The sequence below is a fragment of the Achromobacter sp. D7-1 genome (genome assembly GCF_059760445.1).
Genome location: NZ_JCBAMT010000030.1, coordinates 12,491 through 29,857 on the forward strand (window position 1 = coordinate 12,491; position 17,367 = coordinate 29,857).

15 protein-coding genes are annotated in these 17,367 nt (G+C 67.0%); 9 read left to right on the forward strand and 6 right to left on the reverse strand.

Annotated features, from left to right (window positions below):
- Positions 1 to 110: 110 nt before the first annotated feature.
- On the reverse strand, positions 111 to 1,016 hold the full coding sequence (locus AC6LKD_RS14940) for a LysR family transcriptional regulator (RefSeq protein WP_498116651.1): 906 nt from the start codon (positions 1,014 to 1,016) through the stop codon (positions 111 to 113).
- Positions 1,017 to 1,103: 87 nt separating this feature from the next.
- Between AC6LKD_RS14940 and AC6LKD_RS14945 the strand changes: the two genes are divergently transcribed.
- Both AC6LKD_RS14945 and fabV read left to right on the forward strand, forming a co-directional pair.
- A complete protein-coding gene (locus AC6LKD_RS14945; RefSeq protein ID WP_492275249.1) occupies positions 1,104 to 2,063 on the forward strand; it encodes a DMT family transporter in 960 nt (319 codons plus the stop codon).
- Positions 2,064 to 2,159: 96 nt separating this feature from the next.
- Positions 2,160 to 3,350 carry an enoyl-ACP reductase FabV gene (gene fabV / locus AC6LKD_RS14950; protein WP_498116652.1) on the forward strand — a complete coding sequence of 397 codons (1,191 nt, stop codon included), beginning with the start codon at positions 2,160 to 2,162 and terminating at the stop codon, positions 3,348 to 3,350.
- A gap of 9 nt (positions 3,351 to 3,359) precedes the next feature.
- Here fabV and serB read toward each other — a convergent pair whose 3' ends face one another.
- The gene (gene serB / locus AC6LKD_RS14955) at positions 3,360 to 4,073 is read right to left on the reverse strand and encodes a phosphoserine phosphatase SerB (protein WP_498116653.1); all 714 of its coding nucleotides are present in this window, start codon (positions 4,071 to 4,073) and stop codon (positions 3,360 to 3,362) included.
- A 13-nt stretch (positions 4,074 to 4,086) separates the two neighbouring features.
- Complete coding sequence (locus AC6LKD_RS14960; protein ID WP_013394028.1) at positions 4,087 to 4,995, reverse strand: LysR substrate-binding domain-containing protein; 909 nt, start codon at positions 4,993 to 4,995, stop codon at positions 4,087 to 4,089.
- A 244-nt stretch (positions 4,996 to 5,239) separates the two neighbouring features.
- On the opposite strand from AC6LKD_RS14960, the gene AC6LKD_RS14965 reads away from it, so the two are divergent.
- The 3 genes from AC6LKD_RS14965 to AC6LKD_RS14975 are packed head-to-tail and all read left to right on the forward strand — an operon-like array spanning position 5,240 to position 8,982.
- Complete coding sequence (locus AC6LKD_RS14965; protein WP_013394029.1) at positions 5,240 to 6,316, forward strand: ABC transporter ATP-binding protein; 1,077 nt, start codon at positions 5,240 to 5,242, stop codon at positions 6,314 to 6,316.
- 13 nt (positions 6,317 to 6,329) lie between these two features.
- Complete coding sequence (locus AC6LKD_RS14970) at positions 6,330 to 7,976, forward strand: ABC transporter permease (protein WP_013394030.1); 1,647 nt, start codon at positions 6,330 to 6,332, stop codon at positions 7,974 to 7,976.
- 22 nt (positions 7,977 to 7,998) lie between these two features.
- Positions 7,999 to 8,982 carry an ABC transporter substrate-binding protein gene (locus tag AC6LKD_RS14975; RefSeq protein WP_013394031.1) on the forward strand — a complete coding sequence of 328 codons (984 nt, stop codon included), beginning with the start codon at positions 7,999 to 8,001 and terminating at the stop codon, positions 8,980 to 8,982.
- 88 nt (positions 8,983 to 9,070) lie between these two features.
- Here AC6LKD_RS14975 and AC6LKD_RS14980 read toward each other — a convergent pair whose 3' ends face one another.
- Positions 9,071 to 9,748, reverse strand: a complete 678-nt coding sequence (locus tag AC6LKD_RS14980) for an ABC transporter ATP-binding protein (RefSeq protein WP_013394032.1) — start codon at positions 9,746 to 9,748, stop codon at positions 9,071 to 9,073.
- Between AC6LKD_RS14980 and AC6LKD_RS14985 the strand changes: the two genes are divergently transcribed.
- A complete protein-coding gene (locus AC6LKD_RS14985) occupies positions 9,747 to 10,394 on the forward strand; it encodes an arylesterase (RefSeq protein WP_207465161.1) in 648 nt (215 codons plus the stop codon). The two genes, AC6LKD_RS14980 and AC6LKD_RS14985, sit on opposite strands and share 2 nt — an antisense overlap.
- 11 nt (positions 10,395 to 10,405) lie before the next feature.
- On the opposite strand, the gene AC6LKD_RS14990 is transcribed toward AC6LKD_RS14985, so the two are convergent.
- Positions 10,406 to 12,367, reverse strand: coding sequence for a SurA N-terminal domain-containing protein (locus AC6LKD_RS14990; protein ID WP_492275252.1), 1,962 nt, complete (start codon positions 12,365 to 12,367; stop codon positions 10,406 to 10,408).
- Between the two features lie 344 nt (positions 12,368 to 12,711).
- On the opposite strand from AC6LKD_RS14990, the gene AC6LKD_RS14995 reads away from it, so the two are divergent.
- The 3 genes from AC6LKD_RS14995 to AC6LKD_RS15005 all read left to right on the forward strand — a co-directional run bounded on the left by AC6LKD_RS14995 (position 12,712) and on the right by AC6LKD_RS15005 (position 15,765).
- Complete coding sequence (locus AC6LKD_RS14995) at positions 12,712 to 14,004, forward strand: M20/M25/M40 family metallo-hydrolase (RefSeq protein WP_498116654.1); 1,293 nt, start codon at positions 12,712 to 12,714, stop codon at positions 14,002 to 14,004.
- A 108-nt stretch (positions 14,005 to 14,112) separates the two neighbouring features.
- The gene (gene ugpQ / locus AC6LKD_RS15000; RefSeq protein ID WP_492275254.1) at positions 14,113 to 14,862 is read left to right on the forward strand and encodes a glycerophosphodiester phosphodiesterase; all 750 of its coding nucleotides are present in this window, start codon (positions 14,113 to 14,115) and stop codon (positions 14,860 to 14,862) included.
- 12 nt (positions 14,863 to 14,874) lie between these two features.
- Entirely contained in the window at positions 14,875 to 15,765 is an 891-nt protein-coding gene (locus AC6LKD_RS15005; RefSeq protein WP_013394037.1) for a 23S rRNA (adenine(2030)-N(6))-methyltransferase RlmJ, read from the forward strand.
- Between the two features lie 80 nt (positions 15,766 to 15,845).
- Here AC6LKD_RS15005 and AC6LKD_RS15010 read toward each other — a convergent pair whose 3' ends face one another.
- Entirely contained in the window at positions 15,846 to 17,282 is a 1,437-nt protein-coding gene (locus AC6LKD_RS15010; protein WP_498116655.1) for a dihydrolipoyl dehydrogenase, read from the reverse strand.
- Between the last annotated feature and the right edge of the window lie 85 nt (positions 17,283 to 17,367).

The following is a 17,367-nucleotide window of genomic DNA, read 5'->3' on the forward strand; positions in this document are numbered from 1 at the left end:
TCGCGCAAACGACGTGGCGGCGCGGCCTTGCGGGCAGCCGGGCGCCCCGCGCGGGGGCCATTCCGGACCGTTCTGCAGCCCCTGCGCGCGCCCTCTGCTGGGGTAAACACCTAGAGCGGAATGCCGTCCGCGGCCTGTTCGGCGACCTTCTGCGCCATCTGCGCGATGACTCGCACCGCATGGCTGTCCGGCCCCTGCACCCAGGTGGCGGTGAAGCTCAGCTCCGGCAAGGGATCGGCCTCCACGCGCAGGATGCGCAACTCGCCGCGCGCCAGTTCCTTGCCCAGGAACACGGGCGCGATGACGCTGGTGCCGATGGCGTCCTGGGTCATGCGCACCACCATCGACATCGAAGCGCTGCCATACATGCGCGGCGAGGTCACGCCCGCGCGCGTCAGCATGTCGCGCACCACGCGGTAAGGCGCGCTGTTGGACGGATAGGTAATGATGGGCAGCTTGCCGATGCGCTCCAGCGTCAAAGGCTCGGGCCCCAGGTCCAGCAGCGGGCTCGCGACCCAGGCCAGCGGATAGGTGCAGAGCGGCAGATTTTCGACCCGCGCCTCGAGCACCGGCCCCATCAGGAAGGCCAGATCGATCTGGCGCGACATCAGGTGCGAACGCAACACATGGGTCGTGTCGACCTCGATCTCCAGCACCAGCGCCGGATAATTCGAATGGATCAGTTCGATCAGCGTGGGCAGCCAGGTCTGCACGATGGTCTCGGCCACGCCGATGCGCACCGTGCCGCTCATGACGTTCTGCTCGCGCGCGGCCTCGAACATGTCGCGCCGCACCTGCAGCATGCGTTCGGCGTGCGACAGCAGCTCGTGCCCCTTGGCGGTCAGCTTCACGCCGCGCGCCTCGCGCTCGAACAGGCGCACGCCCAGGTCGGCCTCGAGCGAGGCAATGCGCTGCGATACCGCAGGCTGCGTGGTGTTGAGCTTGTCCGACGCGGCGCGAAAGCTGCCCAGCGTGGCTACCCAGAAAAAAGTTTCGATATTGCGTAGTTCGATCATCAGCCTGTTCCCCCGGCGCGATGAGCGTATCATGTCAGCCGCCCGGTACCCGCAAGCCGGCGTTCCAGCCAGATAAGGAGTTTGTCGATGACCCCGGCCGATAACGGTCGCACGCGCTCAGCCGCGCCCGCCTCCGGCGGCCCGATGATGGGGGTGCTGTTGCTGGTGCTGTCGATGTGGACGTTGTCGTGCCTGGACGCCAGCGGCAAGTGGGTGATGAACGCGGGCGTACCGTTGCTGGTGCTGTCGTGGTTCCGCTACGCCGTGCACTTGGCGCTGGTGCTGGCCCTGGTGCTGCCTGCGCGCGGCCTGGGCGTTTTTCGCAGCAAGAAGCCGCGCGAACAGATCCTGCGGGGTGGCTCGATGTTCCTGGCCACGCTGATGTTCTTCACCACCCTGAGTTACATCCCCCAGGCCGAGGCCACCGCCATCAATTTCCTGGCGCCGCTGCTGGTGCTGTCGGCCGCGCCCTGGGTGCTCAAGGAACCTGCCCGCCTGTCGCGTTTCGTCGCCGCGGGCATTGCTTTCATCGGCGTGATCATCGTGATCCGTCCCGGCGGCGGCCTGGATCCCGTCGGCACGGTGTTCGGCCTGCTCACGGCCTGTTGTTTCGCGGTGCAGTTCATTGCGACGCGCCGCGTCGCAGGCGACGACCCGTTCACCTCGCTGATCTGGAGCGGCGCCGTCGGCACCATCTGCCTGACTCTGGCCCTGCCCTTCATCCTGCCGCCCGCCCTGCCCATCCTCAAGGCGCTGGCGCCGTTGGACTGGGTCGTGCTGATCTCCACCGGCATCACCGGCGGCCTGGGGCATCTGTTCCAGATCGCCGCCTACCGCCGCGCGCCCGCTTCTACCCTGGCGCCCTTTGTCTACCTGCAGATCATCAGCGCCACCTCGGTCGGCTGGCTGGTCTGGGGCCATTTCCCGGATCCGCTGACCTGGCTGGGCATCGCCATCATCTGCGCCAGCGGTATCGGCATCGGCCTGATCGAATGGCGCCGCAGCCGCGCTCAGGCCGCGCCGCTGGCCCGGGCCGGCGTGCGCTGAGCCAGCAGCGCGCAGGCGCCTCCTCCCGTACAATGCGGGTCGCTTTTTGCGCTTTCGCGCATGGGCGATCCAGGCAATCCCCGAATCGAGGCTCCCATGATCATCAAGCCCCGTGTGCGCGGCTTCATCTGCGTCACCACCCATCCGGCCGGCTGCGCCGCCAACGTCCGCAATCAGATCGACTACGTCCAGGCCCAGGGGCCGATAGCTGGCGGGCCGAAACGCGTGCTGGTGCTGGGCGCATCCACCGGCTATGGCCTGGCGGCGCGGATCAGCGCGGCCTTCGGCTGCGGCGCGCAGACGCTGGGCGTGTTCTTCGAACGGCCCGGCGACGCCGCCAAGGCCGGCACGCCGGGCTGGTACAACACGGCGGAGTTCCACGAGCAGGCCCACGCCGCCGGGCTCTACGCCAAGAGCGTCAATGGCGACGCCTTCTCCGACGAGATCAAGCGCAAGACCATAGACCTCATCAAGCAGGACCTCGGCCAGGTCGACCAGGTGATCTACAGCCTGGCCGCGCCGCGTCGCACGCACCCGAAAACCGGGGAAGTCTTCAATTCCACGCTCAAGCCCATCGGCCAGGCGGTCAACCTGCGCGGCCTGGACACCGACCGCGAAGTGGTCAAGGAATCCGTGCTGGAACCGGCCACCCAGGCCGAGATCGACGCCACCGTGGCCGTCATGGGCGGCGAAGACTGGCAGATGTGGATCGATGCCCTGCTAGAAGCGGGCGTGCTGGCCGAAGGCGCCACCACCACGGCCTTCACCTACCTGGGCGAGAAGATCACCCACGACATCTACTGGAACGGCTCCATCGGCGCCGCCAAGAAGGACCTGGACCAGAAGGTGCTGGAAATCCGCGCCAAGCTGGCCGCGCGCGGCGGCGACGCCCGCGTGTCGGTGCTCAAGGCGGTGGTGACGCAGGCCAGCTCGGCGATCCCCATGATGCCGCTGTACCTGTCGCTGCTGTTCAAGACCATGAAGGAAGCCGGCACGCATGAAGGCTGCATCGAACAGGTCTATGGCCTGTACCGCGACAGCCTCTGCGGCCAGGCGCCCATCCTGGACCAGGACGGCCGCCTGCGCGCCGACTACAAGGAACTGGATCCCGAAATACAAGCCCGCGTGCAGGCACTGTGGAGCCAGGTCACCAACGACAACATCTACCAGCTGACGGATTTCGCGGGCTACAAGCAGGACTTCCTGCGCCTGTTCGGCTTCGAGATCGACGGCGTCGACTATGCAGCCGACACCGATCCGGCCGTGGAAATCCGCGGCCTGGCGTAAGCCTCGCCGCTAACGCGCCATCAGCTCCAGCAGGCGGTCCAGGCCGCCTTCGTCGATCGCCACCTTGACCTCCTCGCGCACGGCCGGCTTGGCGCGGTAGCCCACCGACAAACCGGCGGCGCGCATCATCGGCAGATCGTTGGCGCCGTCGCCCACCGCGATGGCGCGCTCCGGCCCCACGCCCAGGGACGCGCACACCTCGAGCAGCTTGCGGCGCTTTTCCTCGCCGTCGCAGATATCTCCCCAAACTTGCGGCAGCAGCCGGCCCGTCAAGCGGCCGTCTACGATTTCCAGCACATTGGCGCGCACGTCATCCAGGCCCAGGCGCACCCGCAGGCGGTCGGTGAAGCAGGTAAAGCCGCCGGTCACCAGCAGGCAGGTCAGGCCCGCGGCCTTGCAGGCCGCGATCAGCGTCTCGGCACCAGGATTGATGCGCACGCGCTGCTCGTAGACCTCGTCCAGCGTCGCTTCCGGCATACCCGCCAGCAGCGCCACGCGCTCGCGCAGGCTCTGCTTGTAGTCCTTGATCTCGCCGCGCATCGCGGCTTCGGTCAGCGCCGCCACCTCGGCCTTCTTGCCCATCAGGTCCGCCATCTCGTCCAGCGTCTCGATCGAGATCAGCGTGGAGTCCATGTCGAAGGCGATGAGCTTGTAGTCTGTCAGCGCAAGCGGAGGCGCAATGCCGCGCCAGTGCAGGCCGGGTATCGTCGAGGCGGAATGCATGAGTCGTCCTTGTCTATGCGGAATGGGAGGGGTCGCGGCCTTGCTCGCGCAGCCACTCGATGAACAATTGCGCGGATGCAGCGGCGGGACCGTCCTGCCGGTACAGGGCGTGGATGCCGGCGTTGGGCAGTTGCGGGCCGTCGAACAGCGGGCGCAGCCGGTCAGCGCGGATATCGTCTTCCAGCAGGCACCAGGGCGCCAGCGCGATGCCGAGGTCGTTCATGGCAGCCTGCATGCACAGAAACTGGTGGTCGAACACCGGCCCGGGCAACTGCGCGGGCACGTCCACCTTGGCCAGCGCGAACCAGCGCGGCCAGTGGTCCATGCCGCCCGCGATCTTCAGCAGCGGATGCCCCAGGCAATCCGCAGGCGCGGCCAGGCGGTTGCGCTCGATGAAGCGCGGCGACGCCACTGGCACGTGAAAGTCGTCCAGGCAGTGCACACAGGCCAGGTCCGAGTGCGCCATGTAGCCATGGCGGATCAGCACGTCGCTGCCTGTATCGCCGCCACGGTCCAGGAAGGAGCGCCCCTGCGTGGTGAGCTGCACGTCCACCCCCGGATGCCGCGCCTGGAACGCCGAGAGGCGCGGGATCAGCCATTTCATGGTCAGGGACGGCGTGGCGCAGACGCGCAACACGCCGCCATAGGCGGGCGATTTCAGCTTGGCGGTCGCGGCCGCGATGCGTTCCAGGCTGGCCTGGATCTCGGGAAAATAGGCCTGGGCGCAAGGCAGCAGCGCCACGCCGCGCGCCTCGCGCGCGAACAGGGGTTGCCCCACGTACTCTTCGAGTATGCGGATCTGCTGGCTGACCGCGCTGTGCGTGATGCTCAGTTCGTCCGCGGCCGCGGTGAAGCTGCGCAGACGCGCCGCGGCTTCGAACACGCGCAAGGCCTTGAGCGGCGGCAGGCTCTGCCCCGCCATCTCAGTTGCGGCCCGCCCGCGCGCCGGCCCGGCGCCGCGCTGTGCTGCTCTTTCCCACGTTTTCCCTTGTCGTCTATTTTTCTATGGGCGCGGCTTGCGCGCGCCTCTGCCATCCAGCCGCATTCTAGGTGATAGCCCGCGCGCCGACCTCTTAGAAAAACTAACGACTACCCTTAAAAAACACCGCTGGTCGGGCGCACAGCGCGTTCCTATGATGCCGACAACCTCAAGCAGGAAGCGAAACATGGCATCAATCACCGTAGACGGCATCGTCAAGACTTTCGGCGGGCAGCAAGTGCTGCGCAATCTGTCGCTGCACATCCCCGACGGCGCGTTCTACACGCTGCTGGGACCCAGCGGCTGCGGCAAGACCACGCTGCTGCGCTGCATTGCCGGCTTCTATGCGCCCGACGGCGGACGCCTGCTGTTCGACCAGGACGACGTGACCCATGTATCCGCGCACCGCCGCGACATCGGCATGGTGTTCCAGGACTATGCGCTGTTCCCCGACAAGACCGCCTTCGACAACGTCGCCTACGGCCTGCGCGCCCGCGGCGTGGCGCGCGCCGAAATCACGCGGCGCGTCAACGAGGCGCTGGACAAAGTCGGGCTGCTGGCCCTGGCGGAACGCTATCCCGCGCAGATGAGCGGCGGGCAGCGCCAACGCGTGGCCCTGGCGCGCGCGCTGGTGATCCGCCCGCGCGTGCTGCTGATGGACGAGCCCCTTTCCAACCTGGACGCCAAGATGCGTCTGCAGATGCGCGACGTGATCCTGGACCTGGTGCGCGAGGCCGGCATTACCACGGTGTTCGTGACGCATGACCAGGAAGAAGCCCTGGCGATGTCCGACCGCATCGCCATCATGGATCGCGGCGACATCGCCCAGCTGGGCACGCCGGAAGAACTCTACGGCACGCCCGTCAACGCCTATGTGGCGGACTTCATCGGCTCGGCCAACGTGATCCCGGTGCCGGCCCGCAACGGCCAGGCAGGCGCTCCCGCCGGCCATGTGCGCTACGAGATCTGCGGCCTGGGCTTTGACGGCGTGCAAGGCAGCGACCAGCTGGACGGCAAGGGCGTGCTGATCGCCCGCCCGGAGGAACTGGCCCTGATGGCGCCCGCCCCTTACGTGCCCAATACCTTGCCCGGCAAGGTGTTGCGGCGCCAGTACCTGGGTTTCAAGACGGCCTATCGCATCGCGCTGGACAATGGCTCCGAGATCCGCGTCGAACTGCATGCCGGCAACATGGTGGCGCAGTTCCAGCCCGGCGAAGCCGTGCAGGTGCTGATCCCCGCCGACAGCCGCGTCGTCAACGCCTGAGGACGCGCCGACCATGAAAATCAAATGGTGGCCCTGGGGTATCCTGACCGCGATCAGCCTGGCCTTGCTGCTGTTCTTCGTGCTCTATCCGCTGGGCGTGCTGTTCAGCAACAGCGTCACCGGGCAGGACGGCGGCTTCACGCTGGAGGGCTTCAAGGCCCTGCTGGCCGATTCGCAGTATGTGGAGGCCTTCGGCAATACGCTGATCCTGGGCCTGGCGGTCACGACCTGCACGGTGCTGGTGGGCGTGCCTTTCGCCTACATGGTGGCGCGCTTCGACTTTCCGCTGAAGAATCTGGTGGCGATCCTGCCGGTGCTGACAATCGTGATCCCTGAGATCATCGTCGGCCAGTCCTGGCTGCTGATCCTGGGCAACAACGGCATCCTGACCAATCTGTTGGGCGACGCCGGCATCTCGCTGCCTTCGTTCTACGGCTGGACCGGCATGGTGTTCTCCATGACGCTGGTCTACTACACCTACATCTACCTGGGCGTGCTGGCCGCGTTGCGCGGCTTCGACGGCCAGTTGGAGGAAGCCGGCCTGAGCCTGGGCACGCCGCCGCTGCTGACCAAGCTGCGCGTGCTGGTGCCGGTACTGCTGCCGGCGGTGCTGGTCAACGCGCTGGTGGTGTTCACGCTGGTGGTGGGCAATTTCGCCCTGGCCATGCTGCTGGGCAGCCGCGTGCCGCTGCTCTCGGTCATGACGTACAACACCTTCGTCAGCGAAATGGGCGGCAGCCCGACACTGCAGAGCGCCATGTCGGTGGTGTCCATCGCCATCGTCGCCATCGTGCTGTTCTTCCAGAAACGCGTGGTCGAACGCAAGGTCTACACCATGACGCAGGGGCGCGCGCCGGCCGCCACCCGCGTGCGGTCGTGGACCGCCCTGCTCTACACCAGCGGCGTCGGGCTGATCATCTTCATTTCGCTGCTGCCGCTCATCGTGGTGTTCATAGCCGCCTTCACCAAGACCAGCGGGCCGGTGATGCAATGGGGCCAGTGGTCCTTGGCCAGCATGCAGCGCGCGCTGCATGGCGCGCCGGAGCCCATCCTGAACTCGCTCAAGTTCGCGTCCCTGGCCACGGTGTTGGGCGTGGCCTTCGCGGTGCTGGTGAGCTACCTGACGATCAAGAAACGCAGCGCATCCACCCAGGTGCTGGACTACATCGTGGTGCTGCCGCTGACCATTTCCGGCACGGTGCTGGGCATCGCGCTGGTGCAGACCTTCAACACCGGCTGGCTGGTGTTGGCGGGCACTTCGGGAATCATGGTGCTGTGCTACACGGTGCGGCGCCTGCCCTTCGCGGTGCGCAACGCTTCGTCGGTGCTGTTCAACATTCCCGAATCGATCGAGGAGGCCTCGATCAGCCTGGGCGTGTCTCCGCTCATGACGTTTTTCAAGGTAGTCCTGCCCGCGATGAAAGCATCCATCATCTCGGCAGCCATCCTGATGTGGCTCACCACCATCTCCGAGCTGTCGGCCTCCATCGTCGCCTACAGCGGCGGCCTGGAGACCATGCCCATCGCCATCTTCCGCCAGGTCGACGGCGGCAGGCTGGGCATGGCGTCGGCCTACGGCGCGGCGCTGGTCACGGTCATCGTGCTGCCCATCATCGTGTCGGTCAAGGCGTTCCGCATCAAGCTGTTCTCCGGTAAATAACCCACTCGCACAGAGGCTAACCATGCAACTCAAGCACCTACTTCAGTACAGCGTCCTCGCCGCCGCCCTGGCCACCGGCGCCGCGCAGGCCCAGAACGTCGTGCTCTATTCGTCCAACAACACGGAGACGATCGAAACCGCCCTGGACGCGGTGAAGCAGAAGTCGCCGAAATTGAACGTGCAGCCCGTCACCGGCGGCACCGGCACGATGATGAAACGCATCGAGGCGGAAGCGCAGAACCCGCGTGGCGACCTGTTCTGGAGCGGCGGCTTCGGCACGCTGGGCGCCTACCGCCAGCACCTGCAGCCCTACCGCCCGGCCGACCTGGACAAGATCCCCACCGAGTTCCGCGGTCCGGACGACCTGTGGGTCGGCACCAACGTGCACGTCATGGTGATGATGGTCAACGAACGCCAGCTCAAGGGCCTGCCGGCCCCGGCCACCTGGTCCGACCTGATGCAGCCGCAGTGGAAGAACAAGTTCGCCATCACCGATCCGTCCAAGAGCGGCACGGCCTACATGCTGGTGTACGGCCTCTTCAAGCAGTTCGGCCAGGAAGGCCTGGACAAGATCGCCGCCAACGCGGTGGTCACGGCGTCGTCGGGCACCACCTACAAGGGCGTGGCCGCGGGCGAGTACGCCGTCGGCATGACGCTGGAATACGCCGCGCAGGAATACGTGGCCGGCGGCCAGAAGGAGATCAAGCTGGTCTACCCGACCGAGGGCAGCTACCTGGCGCCTGAAGGCATGTTCATCATCAAGGGCGCGAAGAACATGGACGCCGCGAAGGCGCTGTACGACGGCCTCTTGAGCAAGGAATCGCAGGAAGCCCAGCTGGTGAAGAACTTCCGCCGCCCGACCCGTACGGACGTGGCCGTGGCCAGCCTGACCACCTTGCCTGAACTGAAGACCATCAAGATCTTCCCGGTCAGCCAGGATGCGGCGGCAAAGGAGTATGAGGCTGTAGTGTCGGCCTGGAATCAGGCCGTGGCCAAGGCGAAATAAGAAGCCCCCCCACGCCGCGCCCCTCCGGGACTAACTGTCCCCAAGGGCGCTGGCCCACCTAGGGGCGACCCGGCGGTGGGCGGCGGCGTCAGTCGCCGTTGACCATGCGCCCCGCAGCCAGCACCAACTGGCGCCCGCAACGGGCCGCCAGCTGCGGATCATGGGTCACCAGCACCAGCGTGGTGCCGTGCTCCCGGTGCAGATCGAACATCAGGTCGATGACCGTCACGCCCGTGGCGGCGTCCAGGCTGCCAGTGGGTTCATCGGCGAACAGCAAATCCGGCTGCACCACGAAGGCGCGCGCCAGCGAAACGCGCTGCTGTTCGCCGCCCGACAGCGTACGCGGATAATGATGCAGGCGCTTGCCCAGCCCCACCCGTTCCAGCATGGCTTGCGCCGCGTCACGCGCCGGCTGCCCCGCCAGCTCCAGCGGCAGCATCACGTTTTCCAGCGCCGTCAGGTTGGGCAGCAGTTGGAACGACTGGAACACGAATCCCACATGATTGGCGCGCAAGCGCGCGCGGCCGTCCTCGTCCAGCGAGAACAAATCCTGTCCCGCCAGGCGCACGCTGCCCACGCTGGGAACATCCAGGCCCGCCAGCAGTCCCAGTAGAGTCGACTTGCCCGAACCCGAACTGCCGGTGATGGCCACGGCGCTACCCGCCTCGACCGTAAAATCAATACTTTCCAGGATGGAGAGCGTGCCGCCGGCATCGGCCACCTGCTTGCCCAGCCCTTTCACCTCGATCGAATTCTTGTTATCCATGCGCCTATTTTCCCGTCTGCTACTCATGACCGCCGTGGCGACCGCCATCATGGCGCCCGCCCACGCTCAGACCGCCTCGGCCGCCCAGGGTTCCGCGCCACGAACCGTATTGGTCCTGGGCGACAGCCTGTCCGCCGAATACGGCATCAAGCGCGGCACCGGCTGGGTGCCGCTGCTCTCCGCCCGCGTAGCGGAACAATACCCCAAGTACCAGGTCGTCAACGCCAGCATCAGCGGCGATACGACCAGCGGCGGCGTGGCCCGCCTGCCGGCCCTGCTGCGCCAGCATGCGCCGGCCGTGGTGGTGCTGGAGCTAGGCTCGAACGACGCCTTGCGCGGCCTGCCGCTGAACATGACCGAGCAGAACCTGCGCACCATGGCCCAGACCGCCCGCAAGGCCGACGCCGAAGTCCTGATCGTCGGCATGCAGATCCCGCCTAATTACGGCCGGGACTACACCCAGCGATTCGCCCAGGTGTTCCCCACGGTCGCCAAAGACGAAAACGCCCGGCTCGTGCCCTTCCTGATGGAAGGTATCGCAACGAACCGGGCGATGTTCCAGGCCGACGGCATCCATCCGAACGAGGATGCCCAGCCTCTTTTGCTGGACAACGTGTGGCCGACGCTGCGGCCACTGTTGAACTGATTCCGCGCTGATCAGCCGGCTGCCGGCTGCTCGCCGCGGATGACCGCGGCGGCGGCGGGCAGCACCTGCACCTTGTACTCTTCGCGCAGCATGCGCACCAAGGCTTCGTTTTCGGCCTGGCCCCAGGCGCCCGACAACTGCTGCGCCAGGCGCTCCTTGTCGGCCGGATCGACCGTGCCGGCCTCGACCTTCTCCAGGCGCGCCAGCGTGTAGTCCGCACCCGATTGCACGCCGGCGTAGGCCGGCAGCGTGGTGGCGGGCAGACGCATGACGGCGTCCAGCACCGGGCGCGGCAGATCCTTGGGATCCTGGCGCGACACGATTACCGGGGCGCCAAAGCCTTCCGGCACGGCGGCGGGGTTGGCCTGGTCGGCGGCCAGCGCGGCCTCGCCGGCCTTCTTGGCGGCTTCGGCCGAACGCTCGTCGAGCAGCTTGGCGCGGATGATCTCCGACACCTTGTCCAGCGGCGGCACGTGGGCCGGCTCGACCGCGGCAACGCGCAGGGCCAGCATGGTATCGGGCGACAGCTCGATCACGCCGGAGTTCTGCTTTTCACGCAGCACGTCGGGCGAGAACAGCACCTGGCGCACGCGCGGGTTGTCCAGCAGCGCGGCGTCGGGGCTGGCAGCAGCCGAACCCGGACCGGCCTTGTCGGCAGGCAGCAGGCCTTCGCGGGTCACGCCGGACGCGGTGCGCAGCTTCAGGCCGACGGTGTCGGCGGCGGGCTGCAGGCTGTCGCGCTGGTCGTAGACCTGCTTGTTCAGCTGGCTGGCCATTTCCGAGAAGCGCACGGCGGCGAGCTGCTTGCGGACTTCAGCGGTGATCTGGTCCTTGACCTCGGCCAGCGGCTTGATGGCGGCGGGCTGGATCTCGGTGACCTTGACGACGTGCAGGCCGGACGGGGTTTCGATCACGCCGGACACCTGGTCCTTGGCCTGGCCGAAAATGGCCTTTTCCAGCGGGCCGGTCAGCATGCCCGGAGCCAGCCAGCCCAGATCGCCGCCATTGGCTGCCGAACCCGCGTCCTGCGAGTTCTTGCGCGCCAGTTCGGCGAACTGCGCCGGATCGGCGGCGGCCTGCTTGGCCAGATCCTCGGCCTTGGCGCGGGCGGCCTTGCGGGCGTCTTCCGAGGCGCCAGGGGCCAGGTTGATCATGATGTGGCTGGCGCGGCGGCGTTCGGGCTGGCCGAAGCGGTTCTTGTTCTGCTCGTAGTAGGAGGCCAGGTCCTCGTCCTTGACCTGCACGCCTTGCGTGGCGGCAGCCTCGTCCAGCACCAAGTACTGGACCTGGACCTGTTCGGGAATCTGCAGCTGCTGCTTGTTGGCGTCGTACCAGGCCTGGATGTCGGCCGGGGTGGCGCTGACCTGCGAGCGGAAATCGGCGGCGGCGAAGCGGCGCAACTGCACCGTGCGCTGCTGCGTCAATGCCGTTTCCAGCGCAGCCACGACCTCGCCAGGCGCGCGGGCCGACTGGCCGACGGGCTCCAGCACGCGCGCGACCGCCAGGTCGCGGCGCAGGCCGGCTTCGAACGAGGTCGGCGACATGCCTTGCGCGGCCAGCACCTGGCGGTAGCGCTCGGGCGAGAAACGGCCATTGTCCTGGACTTCCGGAATCGCGGCGATGGTGTTGCGCAGCGTTTCGTCGGACACCGAGAAACGGTTGTCGACGGCGACGTTGGCCAGCAGGCGCTGATTGATCAGCTGGTTGAGCAGGCCTTCGCGCAACGCCGGCGTGTCGATCACGGCCGGGTCGAACTGGGCGCCGAGGCGCTGGCGGAACTGCTCCAGCTGGTTGCGGTGCGCCTGGTCGAATTCGGCCCGCGTAACGGGCTGACCATTGACCGTGGCCAGTTCAGGCTCGGCGCGCATGAAGCTGTCATAGCCTTGAATACCGACCAGGAAGAAGGACGGCACAATCAGAAGCAGCAGGATGAACTGCATCCAGCGCCGATGGCTGCGAATAAATTCGAACATGGAATCCCTGTTGCCGCACTCCAGGCAGGTGCCCGAAGCCGCAAGAAAACGCATAAAAAAAGGCGAAGTCGATTCGCCCTATTCCCATACCGGTCAATACCGGATCAGCGGGCGGATTTTAGCATTTCTCATTCGCCGCGCAGGCCTGGATTCTTCCGAATGGCGTCCGGGGCTGCGCCCTGGCTCCGGCTGCACAGAACCGGGGACCGAGTCAACCCGGGGAACCACCATTTCCAGGCCCTTGCGGCCCCCGTATCGTGGCCTGTCAGGGTAAGTCCCCATTACCCCGACGCCGCGCCTCCGAGGACGCGGCCCCCTCCACGCACGCTCAGAGGTACACACTGATGCCGTTCCCATCTCCCCGCCTGCCACTCCTGCGCACCTGCATCGCCCTGGCCTTCGTAAGCGGCGCCCCCGCCGCGCTGGCCGCGCCCGTCGCCGCCGTCCACCAGGCCGCGCAAGCCCAGCAGCAAGCCATGCTGGACACCATGCGCGACCTGGTCGGGATAGAGTCGGGCAGCAAGGACGTCGAAGGCGTGGAACGCATTGCCATACTGGTCCGGGACCGCCTCAAGGCGCTGGGCGGCACGGTGGAGATCATCCAGCCCACCGACGTCTTCCGCCTGGACGACACGCCGGAGAAGGTCGGCCCCATGGTCCATGCCGAGTTCAAGGGCAAAGGCCAGAAGAAAATCATGCTGATCGCCCACATGGACACCGTCTACCGCAACGGCATGCTCAAGGACCAGCCCTTCCGCGTCGACGGCGACAAGGCCTACGGCCTGGGCATTGCCGACGACAAACATGGTGTCGCCGCCATCATCCATACCCTGACCCTGCTGCAGAAGCTGGGTTTCGATGACTACGGCACCATTACCGTGCTGATCAACGGCGACGAGGAAATCAGCTCGCCCGGCGCGCGCAGCACCATCACCCGCCTGGGCGCCGACCAGGACGCCGTGTTCTCATTTGAGGGCGGCGGCGCCGAGGCGCGCCTGACGCTAGCCACCAGCGGCATCGGCGCGGCCTACCTGACCGTGCAGGGCAAGACCTCGCATGCCGGCGCGCGCCCGGAAGGCGGCGTCAATGCGCTCTATGAACTGGCGCACCAGCTGCTGCAACTGGACAAGCTGTCCAAGCCCGAGGAAGGACTGAAGCTGAACTGGACCGTGGCCCAGGCGGGCACCAACCGCAACGTCATCCCGGGCCAGGCCACCGCCCAGGCCGACGCCCGCGCATTGCGCGTCTCTGACTTCGACGCGCTGTCGCGCACGCTGGAAGAGCGCGTACAGAAGAAACTGCTGCCCGAATCCAAGGTCAGCGTGAAATTCGAGGTGCGCCGCCCACCGCTGGAAGCCACCCCAGCCTCGCGCGCCCTGGCCCAGCACGGCGTGCAAATCTACAAGGAACTGGACCTGCCGATGAAAGTCGTGGATCGCGCCAGCGGCGGTGGCACCGATGCGGCCTTCGCCGCCCTGAAGGCGCGCGGCCCGGTGATCGAAGGCATGGGCCTGAGCGGTTTCGGCGCGCACTCCAATGACGCCGAGTACATCCAGATCAACAGCATCGTGCCGCGCCTGTACCTGGCGGCGCGGATGATCATGGACGTGTCGCAGGACAAGGCGCCCATGAAGTAGGCCCATGGGCAGGCCGCGGCGTCCGCGCGCGCCGCGGCAGGCCGGGATCCGGCGTGCAGAAGGAGTATCCTTGCAACCCTGTACAAAAGAACCCGAAGCAACACCTAAATGAGCGCAAAACTCCCCTCCTGGCCCTACTCCCGTTACATCGCGCACCGCGGCGGCGGCCGTCTGGCCCCGGAGAACACCCTGGCCGCCATGCGCGTGGGCGCCGAGCACGGCTTCAAGATGTTCGAATACGACGTCAAGCTGAGCAGCGACAACGTGCTGGTGCTGATGCACGACGACAACGTGGACCGGACCTCCAACGGCCAGGGTCCGGCCGCCGCCAAGACCTATGCGGAGTTGGCCCAGCTGGACTTCGGCAGCTGGCATTCGGCCGCCTACGCCGGCGAGCCGCTGCCGACCTTCGCCGCCGTCGCCCGCTATACGGTGGCCAACGGCATCGCCAGCAACGTCGAGATCAAGCCCTGCCCGGGCCGCGAAGCCGAAACCGGCCGCGCCGTGGCGCTGGCCGCACGCCAGCTGTGGCAAGGCGCTGCTGAACCGCCGCTGTTGTCCTCGTTCGCCGAAGAAGCGCTGCAGGCCGCAAGGGAAGCCGCCCCCGAACTGCCGCGCGCCTTGCTGGTGGAAAAGGTCCCCGCCGACTGGCGCGAGCGCCTGGTCAAGTACGACTGCGTGGCCCTGAACATCAACCAGAAAGACGCTACCCGCGAGCTGATCGACGCCGTGCACGCTGCCGGCTACCGCATCGCGGCCTGGACCGTCAACGACCCCGAGCGCGCGCGCCTGCTGCTCGACTGGGGCATAGACGGCATTTTCACCGACGAGCTGGCCGCGATCCGGCCCGCCGCCTGAGGCAGAACGCCCGTGTTCAGTTACCGCCACGCCTTCCACGCCGGCAACCACGCCGACGTGCTCAAGCACGCCATCCTGATCCACACGCTGGATTACTTCAATAAAAAGGACGCGCCCTACTGGGTCGTGGACACCCACGCCGGCGCCGGGCTGTACAGCCTGGACAGCGACTGGGCGGCCAAGACTTCGGAGTTCGCCGACGGCATCGGCCGCCTGTGGGAAGCCGAAGACCTGCCACCTATTCTGGCCGACTATGTCGCCCGGATCCGCGCCTACAACACCAACGGCCGCCTGCGGCGCTATCCTGGCTCGCCGTGGCTGGCGCTGGACGCGCTGCGCCCGTCGGACCGGCTGCGCCTCTTCGAGATGCACCCGACCGAAATCGACACGCTGGTCGCCAACCTGGAGCACCAGGGCCGCGCCGCGCAGCGCCAGACCACCATCTACGGCGACGACGGGTTCGAAGGCGTCAAGGCCCTGCTGCCGCCGCCCACGCGCCGCGGCATGGTGCTGATCGACCCGTCGTACGAAGACAAGAACGACTACCGCCGCACGTTCGTCACCATCAAGGAATGCATCAAGCGCTTCGCCACCGGCACCTATGCCGTTTGGTACCCGCTGGTGCAGCGCCGCGAGGCCAGCGAAATGGCGCGCCACCTGGAAAACCTGAAGGTCAAGAGCTGGCTGCACGCCACCCTGACCGTCAAGAAGGCCACCATCGATGGCTACGGCCTGCACGGCAGCGGCATGTTCCTGATCAACCCGCCCTGGACCCTGCATGACGCCCTGAAGCAGGCCATGCCTTATCTGGCGCGCACGCTGGGCCAGGATGAGCGGGCCGGCTTCACGCTGCAATTCCGCGAGAATCCGTTCCCGGTGCCGAAGAAGCAGTCGGACGACTGATTCCGCGCAGAACGCAAGAAAAGGCCACGATCACTCGTGGCCTTTTTTCTTGCCAGGTCGTGCAATCGCTATTGCGGCACTCAGGCTGTTTCGCTTTCGGGCTCTTCACGACGCAGCGCCTCTTGCGCCTGGGCCAGCTTGGCCGCCGCGTCGCGCAGCGCGGTGCGCAAACCTTCCTCGATCACGGGGTGATAGAAAGGCATCTCCAGCATGCGCGCCACGGTCAGTTCCTGCTGCACGGCCCAGGCCAGCAGATGGCCGATGTGTTCGGCGCTGGGGCCGACCATTTCGGCGCCCAGGAAACGGCCCGTCTCGATGTCCGCGTAGACGTGCAACATGCCGCGGTTCTTCAGCATGACGCGCGAGCGGCCCTGATCGCTGAAGTCCACCTCGCCCGTCACAAAGGTACCCGGCACCAGCCGCGCATGCCCCTGGCCCGCCATGGCGATCTGCGGGTCCGAGAACACGACGGCCAGCGGCGCGCGGCGCAAGCCTTTGCGCACTTCCGGATAGCGGGCGGCGTTTTCGCCGGCGATGCGGCCTTCGTCGGCCGCTTCGTGCAGCAACGGCGCGTCGGCATTGGCGTCGCCGGCAATGAAGATGGGCGCGTCGCCCGCCTGCATGGTTGCGCGGTCGAACAGCGGCACGCCATGCTTGTCCAGTTGCAGCGAGGTGTTTTCCAGCCCCAGCCCGTCCACGTTAGCGCGGCGGCCAGTGGCGACCAGCGCGTAGTCGAAGCGTTCGGTGCGTTCGGTATTGTCCAGCGCCACATAGCGGACTTCCACTTCGTCGCCGACCCGGGTCGTCTCGAGCACGCGGGCGTCCGGATCCAGATAGAACTCGCGCTGGAAGATCTTGCGGGCGGTGTTGCGCACTTGCGGATCGCTGATGCCGGCCAGGCTGCCGCTGACGCCGAACACGCGCACCTCCACGCCCAGACGCGCCAGCGCCTGGCCCAGTTCCAGCCCGATCACGCCCGGACCGAACACGGCCACGCGTCCCGGCAGATCGTCCCAGGCGAACACGTCGTCGTTCAGCACCAGCCGGTCGCCCAACGCGCGGAACGGCGGCGGCACCGCGGGGCGCGAGCCGGTCGCGATAATCACGCGGGAGGCGCGCACTTCCGTGTGCTCGTCCACTTGCAGCACCGTGTCCGACACGAAGCGCGCATAGCCGCGCAGCTTGTCCTCGGCGGGTATGCTTTCCACGCCTTCCAGCACAAAGCCCACGAAACGGTCGCGCTCGCGCTTGACGCGGTCCATCACCTCGACCCCGTCCACCGTGATCTCGCCCCCCACGTGCACGCCGAAGGGCTCGGTGTGCGCGGCGCTGTGAGCCGCTTCGGCAGCGGCGATCAGCAGCTTGGACGGCATGCAGCCGACGCGGGCGCAGGTGGTGCCGTAGGGACCGCCTTCAATCAGCAGCGCGCGCTGGCCCGCGGCGCGGGCAGCGCGATAGGCGGCCAGGCCGGCCGTGCCGGCGCCGATGACGGCGATATCGGTATGCAGAGTTTTCATGACTGGGTGTCCCCCGATGTGGCGTGGAGCAGGAATTCAGGAAGGCGGGTTCCGCCTTGTTGCGCACCCTCAGGACGTAGGCCGT